This is a genomic window from Pseudoalteromonas sp. L21 (genome assembly GCF_021728035.1).
GTDB classification, from domain to species: Bacteria; Pseudomonadota; Gammaproteobacteria; order Enterobacterales; family Alteromonadaceae; genus Pseudoalteromonas; species Pseudoalteromonas arabiensis.
In genome coordinates, this window is the sequence record NZ_JAKKCV010000003.1 from 232,081 (window position 1) to 250,808 (window position 18,728).

The 18,728-nt window shown below is 40.6% G+C and carries 18 protein-coding genes; 7 read left to right on the forward strand and 11 right to left on the reverse strand.

Features of this window, described 5'->3' with window-relative positions; genetic code table 11:
- Window position 1 precedes the first annotated feature (1 nt).
- From L3V41_RS09925 to ilvY, 6 genes are all read right to left on the reverse strand, one after another.
- Window positions 2-694, reverse strand: a complete 693-nt coding sequence (locus L3V41_RS09925) for a response regulator (RefSeq protein WP_062570554.1) — start codon at window positions 692-694, stop codon at window positions 2-4.
- Window positions 695-708: 14 nt separating this feature from the next.
- Entirely contained in the window at window positions 709-1,095 is a 387-nt protein-coding gene (locus L3V41_RS09930) for a DUF3019 domain-containing protein (protein ID WP_062570553.1), read from the reverse strand.
- A 1-nt stretch (window position 1,096) separates the two neighbouring features.
- Window positions 1,097-1,978, reverse strand: a complete 882-nt coding sequence (locus L3V41_RS09935) for a MipA/OmpV family protein (protein WP_237127649.1) — start codon at window positions 1,976-1,978, stop codon at window positions 1,097-1,099.
- Between the two features lie 114 nt (window positions 1,979-2,092).
- Window positions 2,093-3,142, reverse strand: coding sequence for a GGDEF domain-containing protein (locus L3V41_RS09940; RefSeq protein WP_062570551.1), 1,050 nt, complete (start codon window positions 3,140-3,142; stop codon window positions 2,093-2,095).
- A gap of 329 nt (window positions 3,143-3,471) precedes the next feature.
- Window positions 3,472-4,908: a chitinase gene (locus tag L3V41_RS09945; protein ID WP_237127650.1), complete on the reverse strand. Its 1,437-nt coding sequence runs from the start codon at window positions 4,906-4,908 to the stop codon at window positions 3,472-3,474.
- A gap of 143 nt (window positions 4,909-5,051) precedes the next feature.
- The gene (gene ilvY, locus L3V41_RS09950) at window positions 5,052-5,948 is read right to left on the reverse strand and encodes an HTH-type transcriptional activator IlvY (RefSeq protein WP_062570550.1); all 897 of its coding nucleotides are present in this window, start codon (window positions 5,946-5,948) and stop codon (window positions 5,052-5,054) included.
- A gap of 147 nt (window positions 5,949-6,095) precedes the next feature.
- Here ilvY and ilvC point away from each other — a divergent pair, with 147 nt between their 5' ends.
- From ilvC to L3V41_RS09970, 4 genes are all read left to right on the forward strand, one after another.
- A complete protein-coding gene (ilvC, locus tag L3V41_RS09955) occupies window positions 6,096-7,568 on the forward strand; it encodes a ketol-acid reductoisomerase (protein ID WP_062570549.1) in 1,473 nt (490 codons plus the stop codon).
- Window positions 7,569-7,706: 138 nt separating this feature from the next.
- A complete protein-coding gene (locus L3V41_RS09960; RefSeq protein ID WP_237127651.1) occupies window positions 7,707-9,620 on the forward strand; it encodes a methyl-accepting chemotaxis protein in 1,914 nt (637 codons plus the stop codon).
- Between the two features lie 85 nt (window positions 9,621-9,705).
- The gene (locus L3V41_RS09965; RefSeq protein WP_062570547.1) at window positions 9,706-10,887 is read left to right on the forward strand and encodes a tetratricopeptide repeat protein; all 1,182 of its coding nucleotides are present in this window, start codon (window positions 9,706-9,708) and stop codon (window positions 10,885-10,887) included.
- Window positions 10,832-11,752 carry a M20/M25/M40 family metallo-hydrolase gene (locus tag L3V41_RS09970; RefSeq protein ID WP_062570546.1) on the forward strand — a complete coding sequence of 307 codons (921 nt, stop codon included), beginning with the start codon at window positions 10,832-10,834 and terminating at the stop codon, window positions 11,750-11,752. Before L3V41_RS09965 ends, L3V41_RS09970 begins: the two co-directional genes overlap by 56 nt.
- On the opposite strand, the gene L3V41_RS09975 is transcribed toward L3V41_RS09970, so the two are convergent.
- Entirely contained in the window at window positions 11,734-12,000 is a 267-nt protein-coding gene (locus L3V41_RS09975) for a GIY-YIG nuclease family protein (RefSeq protein WP_157066250.1), read from the reverse strand. The genes L3V41_RS09970 and L3V41_RS09975 overlap by 19 nt on opposite strands.
- A gap of 166 nt (window positions 12,001-12,166) precedes the next feature.
- On the opposite strand from L3V41_RS09975, the gene bamE reads away from it, so the two are divergent.
- Entirely contained in the window at window positions 12,167-12,529 is a 363-nt protein-coding gene (bamE, locus tag L3V41_RS09980; RefSeq protein WP_062570544.1) for an outer membrane protein assembly factor BamE, read from the forward strand.
- 38 nt (window positions 12,530-12,567) lie between these two features.
- Here bamE and L3V41_RS09985 read toward each other — a convergent pair whose 3' ends face one another.
- Both L3V41_RS09985 and L3V41_RS09990 read right to left on the reverse strand, forming a co-directional pair.
- The gene (locus L3V41_RS09985; RefSeq protein ID WP_062570543.1) at window positions 12,568-12,885 is read right to left on the reverse strand and encodes an RnfH family protein; all 318 of its coding nucleotides are present in this window, start codon (window positions 12,883-12,885) and stop codon (window positions 12,568-12,570) included.
- On the reverse strand, window positions 12,882-13,322 hold the full coding sequence (locus L3V41_RS09990) for a type II toxin-antitoxin system RatA family toxin (RefSeq protein ID WP_062570542.1): 441 nt from the start codon (window positions 13,320-13,322) through the stop codon (window positions 12,882-12,884). The genes L3V41_RS09985 and L3V41_RS09990 overlap by 4 nt, the downstream gene beginning before the upstream one ends.
- Before the next feature lie 133 nt (window positions 13,323-13,455).
- Here L3V41_RS09990 and smpB point away from each other — a divergent pair, with 133 nt between their 5' ends.
- Together smpB and L3V41_RS10000 are read left to right on the forward strand one after the other, a co-directional pair.
- The gene (smpB, locus tag L3V41_RS09995; RefSeq protein ID WP_062570541.1) at window positions 13,456-13,935 is read left to right on the forward strand and encodes an SsrA-binding protein SmpB; all 480 of its coding nucleotides are present in this window, start codon (window positions 13,456-13,458) and stop codon (window positions 13,933-13,935) included.
- A 214-nt stretch (window positions 13,936-14,149) separates the two neighbouring features.
- Complete coding sequence (locus L3V41_RS10000; protein WP_237127780.1) at window positions 14,150-16,729, forward strand: TonB-dependent receptor; 2,580 nt, start codon at window positions 14,150-14,152, stop codon at window positions 16,727-16,729.
- A gap of 69 nt (window positions 16,730-16,798) precedes the next feature.
- Here L3V41_RS10000 and L3V41_RS10005 read toward each other — a convergent pair whose 3' ends face one another.
- The gene (locus tag L3V41_RS10005) at window positions 16,799-17,404 is read right to left on the reverse strand and encodes a peroxiredoxin C (protein ID WP_054551729.1); all 606 of its coding nucleotides are present in this window, start codon (window positions 17,402-17,404) and stop codon (window positions 16,799-16,801) included.
- 333 nt (window positions 17,405-17,737) lie between these two features.
- Window positions 17,738-18,451 (reverse strand): fatty acid metabolism transcriptional regulator FadR, encoded by a 714-nt coding sequence (gene fadR / locus L3V41_RS10010; RefSeq protein WP_062570539.1) that lies wholly within the window; start codon window positions 18,449-18,451, stop codon window positions 17,738-17,740.
- Window positions 18,452-18,728 lie beyond the last annotated feature (277 nt).

Here is an 18,728-nt window from a genome sequence, read left to right on the forward strand (position 1 = left end):
GCTAGATTTCCCAAGCATCTGATACGAATAAGTATCCCTGTCCCCAAACTGTTTTAATACGGTATGGTTTATCACTGTTATCACCTAACTTCTTGCGGATTCTTGATACCCGAACATCAACAGTGCGATCTAAACCATCATATTGACGTCCAATCATATGTTGATGGACATGCTCACGGCTTAGCACTTCACCTGCATTTGAAGCTAAAAGCCACAATAATTCAAATTCATGTGATGTAAGTGTAATCTCATTGCCTTTAAGTGTAACAATGCGACTCGTTTTATCAATTGATAAATCACCAAATGTGATTTCTTCAGGGGCTTTAGTCGTTGCATGCCCACGGCGCAGTAACGCATTGATTCTTGCAAGTAGTACACGCGGTTCTGCCGGTTTGATTACATAGTCATCAGCACCAAGCTCCAGACCGATGACCTGATCAAAATCTTCACCTTTCGCGGTTAACATAAGAATTGGCAAGTTAAACTTATCGCGTACTTGACGGCACACACTAAAGCCATCTTTACCTGGTAACATGACATCAAGAATCATTAAATCAACAGGGTTATTTTCTAGGTATTCGAAAACTTCATCGCCGCGTTCAAGGACCGCAACATCCAACCCATTGTGCTGAAGGTAGTCTCGTGTTAACTGTTGTAAACCGAGATCATCTTCAACAAGTAAAATCTTTGTCATTGGTTGCTCCTGAATTAAAAAAAGCTCCACGGAGAGCGTAATCTTCGTCTTGTCGTTTTTGCTTCTGTGCTCTGCACTTCAACTTTTGCTGTCGCAACTTTGCTCCCCGTGTGCGGATTGACTAAGGAGTATATTGTTTCAACCTGAACCCGCGCTTTATAGCTAAAACGGCCTTTTTGCATGTTCTGCCAGCACTGAACTTGTTGATCATTCTGATACAAACATACATCTTGAGGGTGTGTTAACTGCCAACTTATTTTTAGTTCAAGATCGCAAAATTCGTGCTGTTGAAAAACAACACACACTTTAGGTGATACATCGAAGAGAGATGCTTGTGCATGGCTCGGGAATCCCCAAAAAACAGCAACAAACACACCCAGACTAAAAACAAAAAACTTCATATTAAAAAATATGATTGAATCCTATAAAAGCAGTCATCGAATACGTGTGTTCAAAAAGCGGACTGTCATCTACGCCCGAGTAATCGTAATATGCTAAATGAAAACGAAGTGAGTTGCCCTCACTCAAGGGCCAACGGGCGTCGATTTTAGCATAAGGTTGCCAACTACTGCCAACACCAATTTTCCCATGTAAGGTTTCTTTCGCCGATAAGCCATAAAAGTAATCGTTTAACTTAGCGGATTTATACCAAACGCCTAAACTTGGAGTCAGTTCTAACTGACCTATTTGCTGGAGTGTCTGCCACTGAACTGCACTTCTTGTGCCTTTATATACATTGGATACATCTGCTAATGCTTGTAGCGAGAATATATGGTTATTATGAATGTAATGGTAACTTAAGCCTGCATCTAATGCCCAACGACGCTTACTGATATCGTTCACAGAGATACGCTCAGCATTCAATTCATTCTTTTCTGTGGAATTGACAAAACTACTCGAAGTTTGCAGCGCAAAAACATTACTAGGGTGAAAATCAATAAAAAAGCGCGTTTCAGGGTTAAACTCCGCCACTACATTAAAAACATGAGATGACGTTTCATGAAAAGCATAACCAAGTCGACCATTATCAAAAAACCACTTTTCACCGTAATAAGCAATTTCAGGTAAAAGTATAAGCGGTAGATTATCACCTCCATGCAGCGGGTTTGTGATCACCCCAGCTCCTGTATTGACACCCAAATACCACTTATTGGCTTCAACTTCTTGAGATGCTGAACGACTTTCTCGTTCTGTGCGGGTTGAGTCTTCAGCACAGACTTGATTCATCGATATAAAAATCAAGATGCACATCATTACCCAATTATTGATCGTTATCGTTTTCATGTTTGTTACGACCACAGGCAGTTTCCAGTTAGTCTATGGTATCAAGGTGTGAATAGGCTGTCTTTTATAGGTTACAAGTATTCACAATTTTGATACATATATCAGCTAAGTTTGTTACTCTTCAACAATCTCAAGACGGTTTCTTCCATGCTCTTTGGCAAGATAAAGAGCTTGGTCAGCTTTAGCAATCAGTTGTTCTGGTTGACTATTCTTAGACTTAATAGCAATACCAAAACTTGCCGTTATCTTACTTAACACATTAGTCGATTTAGGTTTCTTGACTTGTAACTTCGATATCGCGATGCGCAGCTGTTGAGTAAAGTTAGTCATATCACTGACACTTGCAAAATGTGCAGTAAAGCAAAACTCTTCCCCACCAAAGCGATAAACCTGCCCAACACTTGACACGTGTTTGAGTAATTTACTCGCTACAGCTCTCAGAACTTGGTCTCCCTTTTGGTGTCCGAATGTATCATTAAATTGCTTAAAATGATCAATATCAACCATCACCAACACCGCAAGACCAGCCAAATGAGCCGCTTGGCAGAATCGAGAAATGTCTTCATCAAACTTGCCTCGATTATAAAGGCCTGTCAGCGTATCTTTTTCTGCTTTATTTTTCGAAAGACTAAGCTCCTGCTTTAATTCGGATATTTCTGCATAGGCTTGTGCTAACTGGTTTTGAAAATCCTGTGCACGGTTTTGTAAAGCGGCTGACTCACCACTTAGTCGCTCTACACAGTCCAACACATTATCAAAGCTATCTCCATCACTTAAATTTACATCATTGAGTTGCTCTCGGCACTCTTGGAGTGTTTGATTAAACTGAATAGAGTGAACAAGCGTGTCGTTTATGCCTTGCTGAACATTACTTACAACACCATTAAAATCATTCGATAGTTGATAGAACAAAGACAGATCATCTTGAGATAAATATTTATTAAAAAGATACTTGGCTCGCTCTTGGTCGCATGTACTGAATGTGCGAATAATATTATCAAGTTCTTCATTAAGCGCTTTATTTCTGCCACTTACATAGCAATACCACAACGCATAATTAAGCGGTGTAATAGGCATTTTGTATTTAACCATTAAGGGAATAGCGCGCTTCAAACAGCTACTTGAATAGCTCAGCGAATGCTCAACGTGAGCTGACAGAATCATGTGTCCATGCCATCAGTATTTTTATTATTTTGATTTACGTTAGCAACACATTGAAAAAAATCAATAAAAAATCTGCAATAATCGCTAAATCCCAGCAAAAAACACGGAAACCATTAACAAAAAACAATACAAAAGGATTGTTTTTATGGCTATTTTTGCGGAACAAAATAACCCAAAAACTCTAAGTAAAAAAGATGAGATCTGCTAATTTAAGAAAATGACGTGAAAAATCACCGCGTCAGTTTAGCCAAAAGTTAAATAACTGGGGATTTATAGGCGGCTGATAACAATTATATCAACCGCCTTAGGTTTTATTGAATGGTTTGAAATTAGTTTACAGCTGACCAAGGTCCATTAGCTGTTTCTGGCGAGTCACCTTGAGTCCACCACTTAGCGACATATATGACATTGTTAAAACTTACTTTGTCGTCTTTAACATATACCTTTGTACTATCCCATGCTGCAACACCACCTACCGGAGGATTGCCCTCTGGTGGTGTTAGCGTGTCGACGACTGTTACTTGAGGCCAGTTTACATGAGATTGATAAAAGTTTGTTACGCACTTTTCATAATCACCAGGGACCAATGCTGAATAGGCAGTTTGATAACCAACTAACTTACACTCAAATGATTGGCCTCCTGGTCTGTCGCTGTAATATGCCCAGTCTGCTTCCCAGTTTGTGTAGAGAACATCGGTCGAATCATTAAGGTTTAAACTACCAAAAGGAGTTTGCTGCCAGCAGGTGTTCTCTTCATCTGTTTCAATCGGGATATAATAGTAATTCGATAGACCTTCCCAATAGCGAATGCGATTTACTGGCTGTCCTTTGGTGCGGTTTTGCTCGCCACATTCAATTCCCCCATTTATTACATTAATTGTTGTGCCAAAACCGTATCCGATCCCCGCACTGAGCTCTTTTTGTGATGGCACCCAAGTTCTATCAATAACGTGTAGCATCGCCGGTTTAGGTGCTTGAGGTGTCAAGAAAAACCAAATTGCTGAAGCAAGATTAAGCCAAGAATCTGCCACTAAGCTTGGGTTGTTAAGTAGCACAGTTGCATCACCATTAAACATCACTTCCGAAAATGCACCATAATTAAAATGATACGAAAGCTGCTTCGCACCGCGGCCGAAATAACCTTGTCCTTCTGCGCATGGCCAACGGCGATTTTGCCAATCATTTTGACCACACCCTGTTGTATAACCGGCCTGCCCTTCTGACCACCCCATTTCGCGGACATGTACTAAAGCCTGTTGCCATTCTTCAAGTTGTAATGGGTTATCAGAGATATTATCTTTGGCGATATGACCACCGGTTTCTTGTGCAAAGTGTGCAAATGCCGTGATGATAGACTTTTTACAAATGGCATCAGAATCTCGACCATCGGTGTATTCACCACAAAAAGCAGGGAACTTACCAATTGCCCGCAAAAAACGTGTATAAGTATACTCTGGCGCAGCCATTCCCGTCAGAAAATCCCACTCTTGCTGACCAAAGACTCGTTCAACACGTTTCACGTTTTCAGGGTTGCTTGCATTGTTAGGTGTAATAGCTTCAACAATACTATTATCCCTCGTTTCAAGCGCTTTTGCCCAAGTCTGATACATGGGATCGGATACTTTAGCATCACGAGCCGCATTTAGTTCTGCACGAGATAGCAAATAGCCGTTTGGGTTATTCGGGTCATCAACAATCGTTAATGCATTAGCAGAGGCGATAAGAGCAACTTGCAGAGCAAGCAGTTTAATAGAGTGGGTTTTCATCGTCTTTCCTTTGAATTGTGTGTTTCTAAAATGGGTTTTAACCTTTTATTAACACTAGATGCAAAATGACATCGCTGTCAAGTTTCCATATCAATTCTATAAAAACGGCTTATTCCTGCTATTAAAACGATGACCAATCATGCTTAATAAGTTAGTAACGACTGCGCAATTTCCCAAATAGCATTTAATGCGGGATCATGCCGCTCCTTCTTAAGCACTGCTAAGCCAATTTCAAAGCCTGGAATATCTTTTTCAGCGTCACTAATAACCTGAACCTTTTCTTTTAATGGGCTATTATCAAGTACAATTTTAGGTACCATAGCAACACCTAAACCCAAACTTACCATCGACACCATGGCTTCATGACCTGCTACATGGGCGTAAATACGACCATGAATATTTTTCTTTCGCCACCACTGCTCTAATCGCTGCCTAGATAATCCTTGTTCAGCAACTATGAATTCTAAATTAGACCAATGAATTGTTTCTAAATCTTTAAGTTGTTCACTGATAGGACAGGCTATTTTAGGTCCAATAAGTACCAAAGGAGAATACCCGATACTGGTAAAGGCTATTTGCCCTGGTAATTTAACTGGTTTTGCTGCAATCGCCATGGCTTCATGGCCATCCAATACACGATTTATGGCGAGCGCGGGGTCACCTGTATTGAGTGTAATTTCGATATAAGGATGCTGCATCCGAAGCTTTTCAAGAATTTGATGCAAAAAGCTATATGAGGCAGTAACAGAACAATAAATACTGACATTACCGTATATATGTTGCTGTGGCTCTTGGATATCAGCTTTGAATCGGTGCCAACTGGCAAGCGTAGCATTGGCATAATCACAAAATGCTTTTCCCTCTTGAGTTAGCTTAACCGTGCGGTTATCACGATTAAATAATACTGCGCCTACTTCATCTTCAAGTTGCTTGATATTACGGCTTAAAGTAGGAGCACTAATATGGCAAAGCTCACTGGCTCTAGCAAAGTGGAGCGTTTTAGCTAAGGCTAAGAAGTAATTAAGATGTTTGTGATCCATTGTGACTACCATTTCATTTTATGAAACACTTTAATTCAAATATATCATTTTACGCAAGAGATAAAATTGCATACTGTTAAGCCATACAAAGAGCACACACTTTTATTCTTTGTTTTTTGAAAAACTTGTATTTATAGGACACTAACAATGGCGAATTATTTTAATACTCTTCCTTTGAGAGAGCAGTTAGCGCAATTAGCGCAATGTGAATTTATGGACCCATCAGAATTTGCTGATGGCGTAGACGCTTTAAAAGGGAAAAAACTCGTTATTGTCGGCTGTGGTGCACAAGGCCTTAACCAAGGTTTAAATTTACGTGATTCTGGTTTAGATGTTTCTTACACACTGCGTGAGTCAGCGATTGCTGAGCGTCGTCAATCTTTCTTAAACGCATCTGAAAACGGCTTCACTGTAGGCACATATGAAGAGCTTATTCCAACGGCTGATGTAGTATTAAACCTAACTCCTGATAAACAACATACATCTGTTGTTAATGCCATCATGCCGCTGATGAAACAAGGTGCAACGCTTGCCTATTCACATGGCTTTAATATCGTTGAAGAAGGCATGCAAATTCGCGAAGACTTAACTGTTATCATGGTTGCACCTAAATGCCCTGGTTCAGAAGTGCGTGAAGAATATAAACGTGGCTTTGGCGTACCAACACTCATTGCCGTTCACCCAGAAAACGACCCTCAAGGTCATGGCCTAGCGCAAGCGAAAGCGTATGCAGCTGGTACCGGTGGTCATCGTGCTGGTGTACTAAAATCATCATTCATTGCAGAAGTTAAGTCTGACTTAATGGGCGAGCAAACGATTCTATGTGGCATGTTACAAACTGGCTCACTACTTTGCTTTGATAAAATGGTCGAAAAAGGTATTGATGCAAGTTACGCGTCAAAGTTAATCCAATACGGTTGGGAAGTGATCACTGAAGCACTTAAGTATGGCGGTGTGACTAACATGCTTGACCGCTTATCAAACCCAGCAAAAGTTAAAGCATTTGAATTAAGCGAACAACTTAAAACAATTATGCGTCCACTTTATAATAAGCATATGGACGATATCATCAGCGGCGAATTCTCTCGCGGTATGATGGCTGATTGGGCTGAAGATGATGCAAAGCTTCTTGCATGGCGTGCTGAAACTGCCGAAACCGCATTCGAAAAACAGCAAAATACCGATGAAGAAATTAACGAGCAAACTTTCTTCGACCAAGGTATCTTGATGGTTGCTATGGTTAAAGCAGGCGTTGAACTTGCGTTTGAAACCATGACTGCTGCTGGCATTATCGACGAATCAGCTTACTATGAGTCATTACACGAAACGCCACTGATCGCTAACACGATTGCGCGTAAAAAGCTTTTCGAAATGAACAGAACAATTTCAGATACAGCTGAATATGGTTGCTACCTATACAACCACGCATGTTTGCCTTTACTACAAGATTTTATGAAAGATATCGACACTGATGTGATTGGTAAAGGTTTAGGTGATTCATCAAATCAGGTGGACAACCAAACTTTAATCGCGGTGAACAAGGCCCTGCGTGAGCACCCTGTTGAAATTGTTGGCAGTAAATTACGTGGTTACATGTCGGCAATGAAGAAAATAGTTTAACCCTAGAAAGTAAGTTTCGCTTGTTAGAAACCAAGCCCAATTGCATATGCTTTGGGCTTTTTTGGTCCTAGTTTAATTCGTCATCTGAAAAGTCTATGCTAAAATAACTACCTTAATGTTGTAACCTAAGACACTTTCATGGCGTTAAATCACCTTACCATTACTAAAAAAATCACTCTACTAGGTAGCTCTATTGCACTCATTGTTGCTGCGTTAATTGGCGTAACCGCAATTTATAGTGCTAAACAAATCATTGAACAACGAATGATCGAGTCTGAGCTACCAAGCAAGTTACAAGCAATTGATAATTATATTAGCCACGATATAAACCAAATGATCAGTGCCGCTGAGCAGCTTTCAAGTAACGCGTTTGTTATCGACTGGGCACGCTCTAGTGATACTGATGATACGATTTTACTTAAAGAGTTGAATCGCTTAGTTGCACAATACGATCTTGCGACAGCTTCATGGGCAAACCGTGAAACAGCGCAATATTGGAATCAAGATGGTTTTTTAAGAGTACTTACTAAAGAGCAAGATGGTTGGTTTTTTGCGTTTAAACAGTCAAAAAACCCTTTTTCTATCAGTATTTACCAAGAATCACCTACAGACGTAAAAATGTTTGTAAACCACCAACAAACTAATGGCTTAGGTTTGGCAGGTCTTGCTAAAAGTATTGATGACATGCAAGCAATGCTGCAAAAGTTTCAAATAGAGAAAACCGGTTTTGTCTTTGTTGTTGACAAACATGGCTTGATAAAGCTGCACAAAGACGCCAGTAAAGTAGCCAAAGCAAAACTTGATACGCTTTATGAATCAGGTATTACAAGCACACTATTAACTGGTGAAGAGTTTACTCTTAAGGAAGTCAGCATCAAGGGAGAAGAAACGCTGGTTGCTGCAAGCCCAATAAAAAACACAGACCTGTTTGTTGTTGCACAAGTGCCTAAGCGTGAAGTCTTTGCAAGTATTGATACATTGACATGGCAAATTATCAGCTTTGCAATTGTCATCGCATTCGTTGCCAGTTTTGCAGGTTTACTACTAGCTAGAACATTGTCATCTCCTTTATCAAAAATGGCAGAGTTATTTACTCGGTTAGGCTCTGGTGATGCAAATTTAGCCTATCGATTACCTAGCTCAGAGCAACCAGAGCTTGCAAATTTGAGTGCTGGCTTTAATCAATTTATGACCAAAATCGAAACAGCGATTGGCCAAGTAGCGCAAGAAAGTCGAGAGATCAGACAAAGCGCAAGTCATGTATTTAAACAAACCCAGAAAAATTCAGACGCATTGGATAATCAGAAAGAGCAAACTATTTCCGTTGCGGCTGCAATTAACGAAATGGGTGCAACAGTGCAAGAAATTGCATCAAGCGCAGCAAATACAGCAAAGCTCACTGAAAGCAGTAAACAAAATACTGAACAAAGCCATGTTCAGGTCACACAAAGCCAGCAAGCGATCACTGAGCTTGCGACTGATATAGATAATATAACGGTGCAAGTGAACGAATTGGCAGGTAAAACGCAAGCTATTGCAAACATTGTTGATGCCATCAGAGGAATTTCTGAGCAAACGAACTTACTGGCACTTAATGCGGCAATTGAATCAGCCCGGGCAGGTGAACATGGTCGCGGATTCGCTGTTGTAGCCGATGAAGTGAGAGCACTAGCAAGCAGAACATCGCAATCGACTAATGAAATTCAAACAATGATCAGCGATCTGACGAATACGTCTGATTTAGTGGTTGAGCATATCAATCACTCGAAATCACAAGCTCAATTAAGTGTGGATGCGATGCAGAGCTCTGTTGAGTTACTCAATGCAATTAATGATGCTGCAAACGAAATAAATGATATGGCCACCTTGATTGCGACCGCCACCGAGGAGCAAAGCAACGTCGTCGCTGATGTTGGTCGTAATATTGAACAGATTAGCGATATTAGTGACAATGTTATGCGTGAACAAATAGATACTGAACAAGCGATAAAAGATTTAGCAACCAGCGCACAAACTCTGGATGATTTAGTGGCTACTTTTGACAAACGCTGACACGTTTTGTAACAGTTAACACTGACCCTTTTTGATTCACCGCCTATACTTAAAGTGATTTAGGCCGTGAATTTAAGAGGGTCAGATGAAAACAACAACGTTTATTCTTGTATTAAACCTTTGCTTTTTAAGTGCGTGCAATAGTACTGCTGATAAACCTCTTTCACCCCCCAACGCCCTTACCCAGATTGAAGATTTCAACATTTTGGAGATCGAAAGCCAAAAAGATATCTTTACATTAACGCCCACTATAAAAGAACGCCTCGACATGAGCTTTCCTGAGGGTCAACGCTCTATCCGCAGTGCAAAGCGACTGATGCAGTTTTTACTCGATAATGGCGATGAATCCCTCTCTTATCAGTCAGGCGCGACCCTTACCGCAGCGCAAGCCTATAACGACTTAAATGCGAACTGTTTATCGCTTTCTATACTCGCATATAGTCTCGCTGAGCATTTGGGTTTATATGGACAATTTCAAAAAGTACACATCCCTGAGTATTGGGCTTTGAATAATGGGTTTAATTTACTCACTGGACACATTAACCTAAGAGTGAAAGAAAGAGGCAAACAGCTCACGAATCTAAGGGTCATTTACCCGCAAGAGCGCGCTTTAGTCATTGATTTTGACCCTAATAGCCGTCAAGAATCATTTAAAACCAGTTACATTGATAAAGCGCGCATTACTGCAATGTTTTATAATAACAAAGGCGCTGCCGCTATGCTCAATGAGAGCTACGATTTAGCTTACAGTTATTTTACTGGAGCGATTAAAGTCGACCCAAAATATTCAGGTGCTTGGGGTAACTTAGGGGTACTGTTGCGTTTAACTAATCACTTTAAACAGGCTGAAGCTGCTTACCTGCATGCGATTGATCTTGATGTGAACAATCATACCGCACTTGGCAACTTAGCACTTATCTACAAACTCACTAACCGTGAAAAAGAGGGAGAAGACATTCTCACTAGGCTAGATAAAAAGCGCCAATCCAATCCTTACTATCATATTTCATTAGGTAACGATGCATATGCCGCAGCGCGCTATCAAGATGCACTCAAACACTATAAAAAAGCACGCAGCTTAAACATTAAACTTCATGATTCTGACTTTGGTCTTGCCAAAACCTACTACCAATTAGGGGATTTAAAACTTGCCAGAAAGTACTTAATATCCGCTAATAACAAAGCTGATTTCGATCATGATAAAAAACGCTATGAAAGCAAATTACAAGCTATTCGCTCTCACACAGCTAAGCTTACTCACTACTAGTAGTCTGTTACTTATTCTGACTGGTCATGCATATGCGAATGCACAAACCGCACTCGAAAAGGACATTACAGCACTTACATCCAGTCAATTTTATGGCAGGAAAACAAATACGCTTGGTGCAAAACATGCGGGTGAGTTTATTAGTGAGCGCTTCTTAGAACTAAACTACAACGTACGTAAACAACCCTTTGAGTATGATGTTCCTTTTAACCAAAAACGCTCAGGCGTTAATATAATCGCCACGCAGAAAACAGCATGCACTGATTGCAAAATGATCATTTTCACCGCTCACTATGATCACCTAGGGCCAACAGGAAGCCGCTATTACCCAGGAGCGAACGATAATGCCAGCGGCGTAGCTGCGCTGTTGTACTTAGCACATCATTTAGCGCATCAAACTCGACAGTACAACTTAGTTTTTGTCGCTACGGATGCTGAAGAAAACGGTTTACACGGCAGTAAATATCTTGTCTCCACACTTAATTTAAGTGATATCAAACTAAGTATAAACCTTGATATGTTAGTGGTTAATAAACACAAACCACGCATTTATGTGTATTTAGATAGGCAGTCTGGTAGTCAGTATAAAAAAGCGTTAACTTTGCTCTCTGATAAGGAATTAACATTTATAGTCAGCAGTTCATCAGCACGACTCAATAGATTACTTGGCACTAACATTAACTGGCGTAAAGCAAGTGATCACTACGCATTTGCCAAAGCTGATATTCCTTTTATTTATTTCGGCATGGGTGATGATAAACATCATCATCAAGTAACAGACACGCTAGAACATATCGACTTTCACCTTTATGAGCAAACCATTTTAAAAATAGCGGAGTTTGTGACTTACTTAACAGGGAGTTGAGTACACAATACAAACTGCTTTTTTTGTATTTTGGTTAACTTTTTCACACGTGCCTCTAACTTACTTGCCTCACTGCGGGTGCCAACCTTTTGTTGGTATACTAGCGTTAAAGGCCCTTTGCCTTTTAAGTTCTTAGCTCCTTTACCAGCCTCGTGTGCGGCAAAACGTTTTTCAACATCAGTACTTATTCCTGTGTACCAATGCCCTAAACGCGTCTGAACGATATACAAATGCCACACAGCATCCATACTCTCGCGCTTTTTTATTGATTCAGGTAAACTTTTTGTCGTGTCTGTGGTCAAATTTGTGCCTCGTAAACGTCAATCTCAGCAAAAACAATTGTTGAAAAGGGTTTTACCTTCTGTGACTAATCGGTATCATGCAAAGTATAAAAAATAAGGATTCAAACAAATAATGCAGTCGTTTAAAACTTTTTCTTTTTGGCTCGTACTTTCCCTTGCTTTAACTGTTACAGCAGGATGTTCTAGCTGGGTTTATCGTATCAACATTCCCCAAGGTAACTTTTTAGAGCAGTCTGATGTTGATAAGCTACGCGTAAACATGACTCGTGAGCAAGTGGTTTATGTCCTAGGTAAACCCGTGGCAGAAGACTCTTTTGATAAAAGCACTTGGCATTACCTTTATGTATTTAACATCGGTCGTGATAATGAGCAGCGAAAATCGCTCACTGTAAACTTTGAGAACGACAAGCTGGTTTCAATTTCAGGTGATTACGATCAACCAAGCGAGTTCAATACCCCTCTAGAACAAGAATAAGTTCTAAGACAAGAAAAGGTAGCTAGGTGCTACCTTTTTTATTTAGGCCGTCCACCCGTTATTTTATTCGCACGCCCCTCTTCCTTCGCTTTTTCTGCTCGGCGTCTGCGGGCATCCTTAGGGTCAGCAATCAAGGGACGATAGATTTCAATTCGGTCGCCTTGTTTAACTTCTTGCGTCAATTTACACGTTCGATTCCAAATACCTAGGGTCAGATTACTTGCATCTATTTCTGGGCACTTGTCGATAATTCCAGACTTAATAACTGCCTGCTCAGCCGTTGTGCCTGTTGGCACTTCAACGAGTAAACTGGTTGCTGTTGTCGGTAATGCAAATACAACTTCTACACTGATCATAAACGAGCTCCATAAACCGCTTTAGCACGCTGAGTGAAGGCATTCACCATATTCTTCGCAACTTCATTAAATACCTTGCCAAATGCAAGCTCAATAAGTTTACTTGCAAACTCAAACTCTAGATGTAGTTGCACTTTACAAGCTTTGTCATCTAAGGGTAAAAAGTGCCACTTCCCTTTTAGGGATTTAAATGGGCCATCAACTAGTTGTAATGACACAGTATGATCATCTATAAAGGTGTTTTCAGTCGTGAACCACTTTTTTAAACCCGCTTTAGAAATCTCTAAGCTGGCTGTCATACCAGAGGGCTGTTTTGAAACAATTTTTGCATCTGAGCAATGTGGCAAAAACTCTGGGTAAGCATCTACATCGTTGACTAAATCAAACATTTCTTTGCTGCTGTACATTACCAGCGCACTTTTTTCTATTTGTGGCATATTCACTCCCAACTGTGTCGACGAATTTTAGCAAGCTTTAGCTATTTCCCCAAATTTTCGTACTAGTATAATTTACGCAAAGCCTTAAAAAAGCGATGTAAAAACGCTGTATTTACGTATAATATGGGACACTATGGCTAAGAAAAAATCATCTAAATCGACAAGTAATACCATCGCGCTGAACAAAAAAGCGCGCCATGAGTATTTTTTACACGATAAGTTTGAAGCAGGGGTTGAACTACAAGGCTGGGAAGTAAAAAGTATCCGAGCAGGTAAAGTAAACATCTCTGAGACTTATATTCATATTAAAAACGGCGAAGCATTTTTACTTGGCAGTCAAATTCAGCCTCTCAATAGTGCTTCAACACACGTGATTTGCGATCCACTTCGGTATCGTAAGTTACTTTTAAATAAGCGTGAGATCGATCGTCTTATCGGTGCAACAGAGCGTGAAGGTTACTCACTGATCGCAACGGCTATGTACTGGAAAAAATGCTGGGTGAAGTTGGAGTTCCACCTTGCTAAAGGTAAAAAGATGCATGACAAACGTGAAGACGGAAAAAATAAAGATTGGGCTCGTGAAAAAGAGCGCCTAATGAAGCACAAAGCTTAAAAATAATATTAAAGCCTAACTTTTTTGTTAGGCTTGTACCCCTTGAAAACACACACTTCACTCTCCAAAAAACCATTATCAGCTTAAAAACCCATACCTTTTTGCTATTTGAAAACACGCCATTTACATGGTATCAATCTTTTTCGTTATATTTATTCACAATATTCTCACATTGAAACAAGGATTGAATTTTATGAAGAACTCCCATCACTTTATGCAACGACCACTTTATGCATTTACCATTGCAGCGTTAGCAGGCACAAGCTTTATGTCTGTTGCAGCTCAAACAGATGGAGCTGAAAAGGTCGAACGTATTGAAGTAACAGGTTCTCGCATTAAACGCTCTGATATTGAAGGCCCTTCGCCGGTGCAATCTATCAGTCGTGCAGACATTGATAATATGGGCTACGACAACTTACAACAACTTTTAGAACGTATGCCCGTAGCCGGTAATGGTACATTTTCTACCCGTGGTAATAACCAAGACTCTACAGCGAACGGGGCTGCTGCAGTGAGTTTACGTGGATTAGGCTCTGATGCCACGCTTGTGTTAATAAATGGCCGCCGAGTGTCTATTAGTGCATTTGCTGAAAGCATCACTAATTCATTTGTTGATATTAACTCAATCCCTGTATCAGCTATTGAGCGAATCGATATTTTAAAAGATGGGGCATCGGCTATTTATGGCTCCGATGCTGTAGCTGGTGTCGTTAATATCATCTTAAAGAAAGATATAAATGGGCTAGAAGTTAACCTAGGTTATGGCGGTACAGACGGGCCTAATTATGAAGAAAAAACAGCCAGTCTAGTGTGGGGTACGAGCACTGAAAAAAGTAGTGCATCTATCATTATTGATTACTTCAATAACACAGCTTTATCATCAGATGAAATGGGGCGATTAGGTACTGCAAACCAAGAACCCTATGGTGGTATGGACTTTCGCTCATCACGCGGTTTTCCAGGTTACTTTTATGTAGATGGCGAAAAAACGATTGACCCATCGTGTCCTCCTGAAAATGCTACATCAACTGGAAGTTGTTTATTCGACTATGGCCCATATGGTTATATTACGCCGGCATCTGAGCGAGTGGGTGCTATTTCACAATTTGAATACAACTTTGATAATGGTATTTCAGCTTTCTTAGAAGTGGCGGTTCAACACAATTCATCACAAGCAGCTGGGGCGCCTACTCCACTTGATGAAGACGCAGGACTGACAGTTCCAGCAAGTCATCCGAATAATCCTTTTGGTCAAGATATTGATATTGGTCGTTACCGTACAGTGGATGCTGGAGCGCGTCAGTGGGACATTGAATCAGATACACTACGCTTTGTTGCCGGACTCAAAGGTGAAATTAGTGACTGGAGCTGGGAAGCGGCGGTACAAAAAGGCCGTAGCAAATCAATGCAAACTGGCGACAGAAGCCAAGGCTGGGTGCGTACTGACTTTTTACAACAAGAAATCGACGCGGGTAACTACAACCCATTCGGCGGCACCTATAATAGTCAAGATGTTATTGATCGTATCACAACAAGCCTAGTGCGCCGTGGTGAATCACATATGACATCATTTGATGCAAACATCACTGGTGAAGCATTCAGCTTTGGCGACGATGTTGTGATGATGGCTGCCGGTATTGAGTACCGCGAAGAAGATGTTAGCGACATTCCAGATGATCAATTCCAACGCGGGTTAATTTTTGGTACTGAATCTGTTTCAGCGGCTGCTGAGCGTGATCAATATGCTGCCTATATTGAGTTTTCAATTCCACTTGCCGACAACCTAGAGCTACAACTGGCTGGTCGTTACGATGATTACAGTGACTTTGGTTCAACAACAAATCCTAAAGTAGCAGTTCGTTGGGCTCCAACTGACTCGATTACCGTTCGAGGTTCTTGGGCACAAGGATTTAGAGCGCCATCGCTTGCACAAATAGGCTTGGGACCTTCAGAAGAAAGCCAATTCTTTGTAGATACTTACCGATGCCAAGCAACTGGACAAGATTGCGATGCGCTTGATTACAACATTCAATTTGCAGGTAATCCAAACCTTGAAGCTGAGGAATCTGAGTCGTGGAACGTCGGCTTTATTTGGGCGCCAACAGCTGAGTTTGGTTTTGGTGTCGATATCTGGAGTATCACTCAAGATAATAAGATTGACGAGCAAGAGTTCGGCCCTATTTACAATGAAAATTGTAATGACCAAAACAGTACTGTATGCGTTCGACTTGCGCCTCAGGATGGTTTGAGCCTAGGTGTCATTCAAAAAGTACACAGCACATTTGAAAATGTCTCTTCGCAAGAAGTCTCAGGTATAGATGTATCGGCAAACTACACACATGCAATGAATGACTATGGATTCTTGAAATTCAATCTAGAGTGGGCCTACCAAGATGAGTTCAAAAAAGATGGTCGTGATTACACTGGCGAATACCGTTACCCTGAACATCGCTGGATTTTCAGCACAAACTGGGAGATGGGCGACTTTAATACGAATGTAAACGTTAGTTACATTGGCGAGTTTGAGGACACTCCAGATATTAACTTCGATGGTGACCTTGATTTTGACAGCAATACTTCGCGTATGGTTGACTCACAAACATTAGTCGATTTACAGACCGCTTATAACTTCTCAGATAAATTAAAGGTCTCTGTGGGCGTTAATAATGTATTTGATGAAGATCCACCATTCGCAATTGGTGATGGTGATGGCGACTTATATGGCTATGTATCAAGTGTACATAATCCACGTGGCCGTTACTTCTACACTAAGTTAACGATGCGTTTTAATTAAACTAATCAAGACTTAAAAACAAAAACCCGCCAACTGGCGGGTTTTTTAACTCTTTAACTCAGGCCTAAATTATAGGTCGCCTTCGTTTTCAGAAAGGAACTTAGCAACGCCTTCAGGGCTTGCGTCCATACCTTTTTTGCCTTCAGTCCAACCAGCAGGACATACTTCACCGTGCTCGCTGTGGAATGCGAGTGCGTCAACCATACGGATCATTTCGTCGATGTTACGGCCTAGTGGAAGGTCGTTAACTACTTGGTGACGTACGTTACCTTCTTCGTCGATCAGGAAAGAACCACGGAAAGCAACACCGGCTTCTGGGTGCTCAACGTCATATGCTTGACAGATTTCGTGTTTAACGTCTGCAACAAGTGCATATTTCACTTGACCAATACCACCGTCAGCAACGGCAGTGTTACGCCATGCGTTGTGTGAGAATTGTGAATCGATAGAAACACCGATTACTTCAACGCCACGCTTTTGGAATTCTTCAAAACGTTTGTCGAAAGCGATTAGCTCTGAAGGACATACGAAAGTGAAGTCTAACGGGTAAAAGAAGATAACTGCTTTTTTACCTTTGATAGTTTCTTTTAGGTTAAAGTTTTCAACGATTTCACCGTTACCAAGAACAGCTGCTGCAGTAAAGTCTGGTGCCTGACGGCCAACTAATACACCCATTTTAATCTCCAAATATTTGAGTTTATTTCCAATTGCCTACGCAATACTTACTAGTATATGGTTACGAAAAATCAAAAACCAAGGGTAAGCACTGATAATTAGCAAGATAGTTTAAAGAGGTTACAGACAAATGAACAATCGAAAAAAGCGATATGTGCAATCGAAAAAATTGATTCGGCTAAATTGATGGCTGGGCAACTTGAAGTCAACTTCTATCTACTCAATAAAGTACAGAAATAAACCATCCTTTCAATAACTTAGTATATTTTGGCTAAAAATAAGAAACCCAGCATCAAGCTGGGTTTTCAGGTGACAGTTAATACTTTACAAATATTAATCCATTATATCTTCTGGCATATCACCACGGATCTGCTGCCAGATTTCACCTGTTTGATGACCGTATTTACGCATCATAGAAATCGCACCATCATGTTCACGACGCTCTGCCAGTAAAGTTAAATCTTTATAAAACTGACGCGCTAATTCACGGGTACGTGAATCAGAAAAATAATGACAACCAATTTTTGAATAAAAGCCTTTAAAGCCGTTTAAAATCAGTACATAAATGCGATTATTTCCCGCAATAGCTAACTCATGGTGTACTTTGTAGTCGTAGTCAGCAAACGCTTGCGCACTGTCTTCAAGCTGCTCACTTTGCGATAAAATTTCGATTACGCGTTCAGGTGCAAGCTTGATCGCTGCACGCGTATAAATGGCGCTAATATTGGTACGTGCAGACAGTAATTGGTCGGTTAACTCAGGCATTTTGTCTTCATCAAGCCGTGCTAACGTTTCAAGAATATTCAGCCCAGATGTTTCCCAGAAATTATTTACACGAGTCGGTTTACCATGCTGGATTGTTAACCAACCATCTCGTGCTAAACGTTGTAGCACTTCACGAAGCGTTGTGCGGGTAACACCAATTAGTTCTGAAAGTTCGCGTTCAGCAGGAAGAATTGAGCCAGGCGGAAAGTCACCATTCCAAATAGATTCAACAATGTATTCTTCAGCAAAACCTGCTGGACTTTTCGCTTTAAAAATTCTCATTCAATTTCCACTTGAGTTAGCACCTACTTCTATCGCAAAAAGCGATCAACTCACTGATTGTACCAGATGATCAGCAACTAACAAGCAAAGTAAGTACCCTGCGGATAAAAATCTCTTCGCAATGAAAAAATAAACTAACTTTAAGCTAAGATTGTAATTAATCACCTAAGACTTTGGAGCACTAAACGCTTAGTCTTGCTCGTCTATAAAGAGTAGCCACATAAAATTAATTAAAAAAAGCGAGTATAGACTCGCTTCTTTAATGCTCTTAAAGCAA

What these genes read in the sequence shown, in the direction of transcription:
- L3V41_RS09930 (WP_062570553.1), bottom strand. Translation starts at nt 1,095, where the DNA reads ATGAAGTTTTTTGTTTTTAGTCTGGGTGTGTTTGTTGCTGTTTTTTGG.
- L3V41_RS09960 (WP_237127651.1), top strand. Translation starts at nt 7,707, where the DNA reads ATGGCGTTAAATCACCTTACCATTACTAAAAAAATCACTCTACTAGGT.
- ilvC (WP_062570549.1), top strand. Translation starts at nt 6,096, where the DNA reads ATGGCGAATTATTTTAATACTCTTCCTTTGAGAGAGCAGTTAGCGCAA.
- L3V41_RS09940 (WP_062570551.1), bottom strand. Translation starts at nt 3,142, where the DNA reads ATGATTCTGTCAGCTCACGTTGAGCATTCGCTGAGCTATTCAAGTAGC.
- smpB (WP_062570541.1), top strand. Translation starts at nt 13,456, where the DNA reads ATGGCTAAGAAAAAATCATCTAAATCGACAAGTAATACCATCGCGCTG.
- bamE (WP_062570544.1), top strand. Translation starts at nt 12,167, where the DNA reads ATGCAGTCGTTTAAAACTTTTTCTTTTTGGCTCGTACTTTCCCTTGCT.
- L3V41_RS09965 (WP_062570547.1), top strand. Translation starts at nt 9,706, where the DNA reads ATGAAAACAACAACGTTTATTCTTGTATTAAACCTTTGCTTTTTAAGT.
- L3V41_RS09945 (WP_237127650.1), bottom strand. Translation starts at nt 4,908, where the DNA reads ATGAAAACCCACTCTATTAAACTGCTTGCTCTGCAAGTTGCTCTTATC.
- L3V41_RS09975 (WP_157066250.1), bottom strand. Translation starts at nt 12,000, where the DNA reads ATGGATGCTGTGTGGCATTTGTATATCGTTCAGACGCGTTTAGGGCAT.
- L3V41_RS10000 (WP_237127780.1), top strand. Translation starts at nt 14,150, where the DNA reads ATGCAACGACCACTTTATGCATTTACCATTGCAGCGTTAGCAGGCACA.
- L3V41_RS09970 (WP_062570546.1), top strand. Translation starts at nt 10,832, where the DNA reads ATGAAAGCAAATTACAAGCTATTCGCTCTCACACAGCTAAGCTTACTC.
- L3V41_RS09925 (WP_062570554.1), bottom strand. Translation starts at nt 694, where the DNA reads ATGACAAAGATTTTACTTGTTGAAGATGATCTCGGTTTACAACAGTTA.
- L3V41_RS10005 (WP_054551729.1), bottom strand. Translation starts at nt 17,404, where the DNA reads ATGGGTGTATTAGTTGGCCGTCAGGCACCAGACTTTACTGCAGCAGCT.
- L3V41_RS09990 (WP_062570542.1), bottom strand. Translation starts at nt 13,322, where the DNA reads ATGCCACAAATAGAAAAAAGTGCGCTGGTAATGTACAGCAGCAAAGAA.
- L3V41_RS09935 (WP_237127649.1), bottom strand. Translation starts at nt 1,978, where the DNA reads ATGAAAACGATAACGATCAATAATTGGGTAATGATGTGCATCTTGATT.
- L3V41_RS09985 (WP_062570543.1), bottom strand. Translation starts at nt 12,885, where the DNA reads ATGATCAGTGTAGAAGTTGTATTTGCATTACCGACAACAGCAACCAGT.
- fadR (WP_062570539.1), bottom strand. Translation starts at nt 18,451, where the DNA reads ATGAGAATTTTTAAAGCGAAAAGTCCAGCAGGTTTTGCTGAAGAATAC.
- ilvY (WP_062570550.1), bottom strand. Translation starts at nt 5,948, where the DNA reads ATGGATCACAAACATCTTAATTACTTCTTAGCCTTAGCTAAAACGCTC.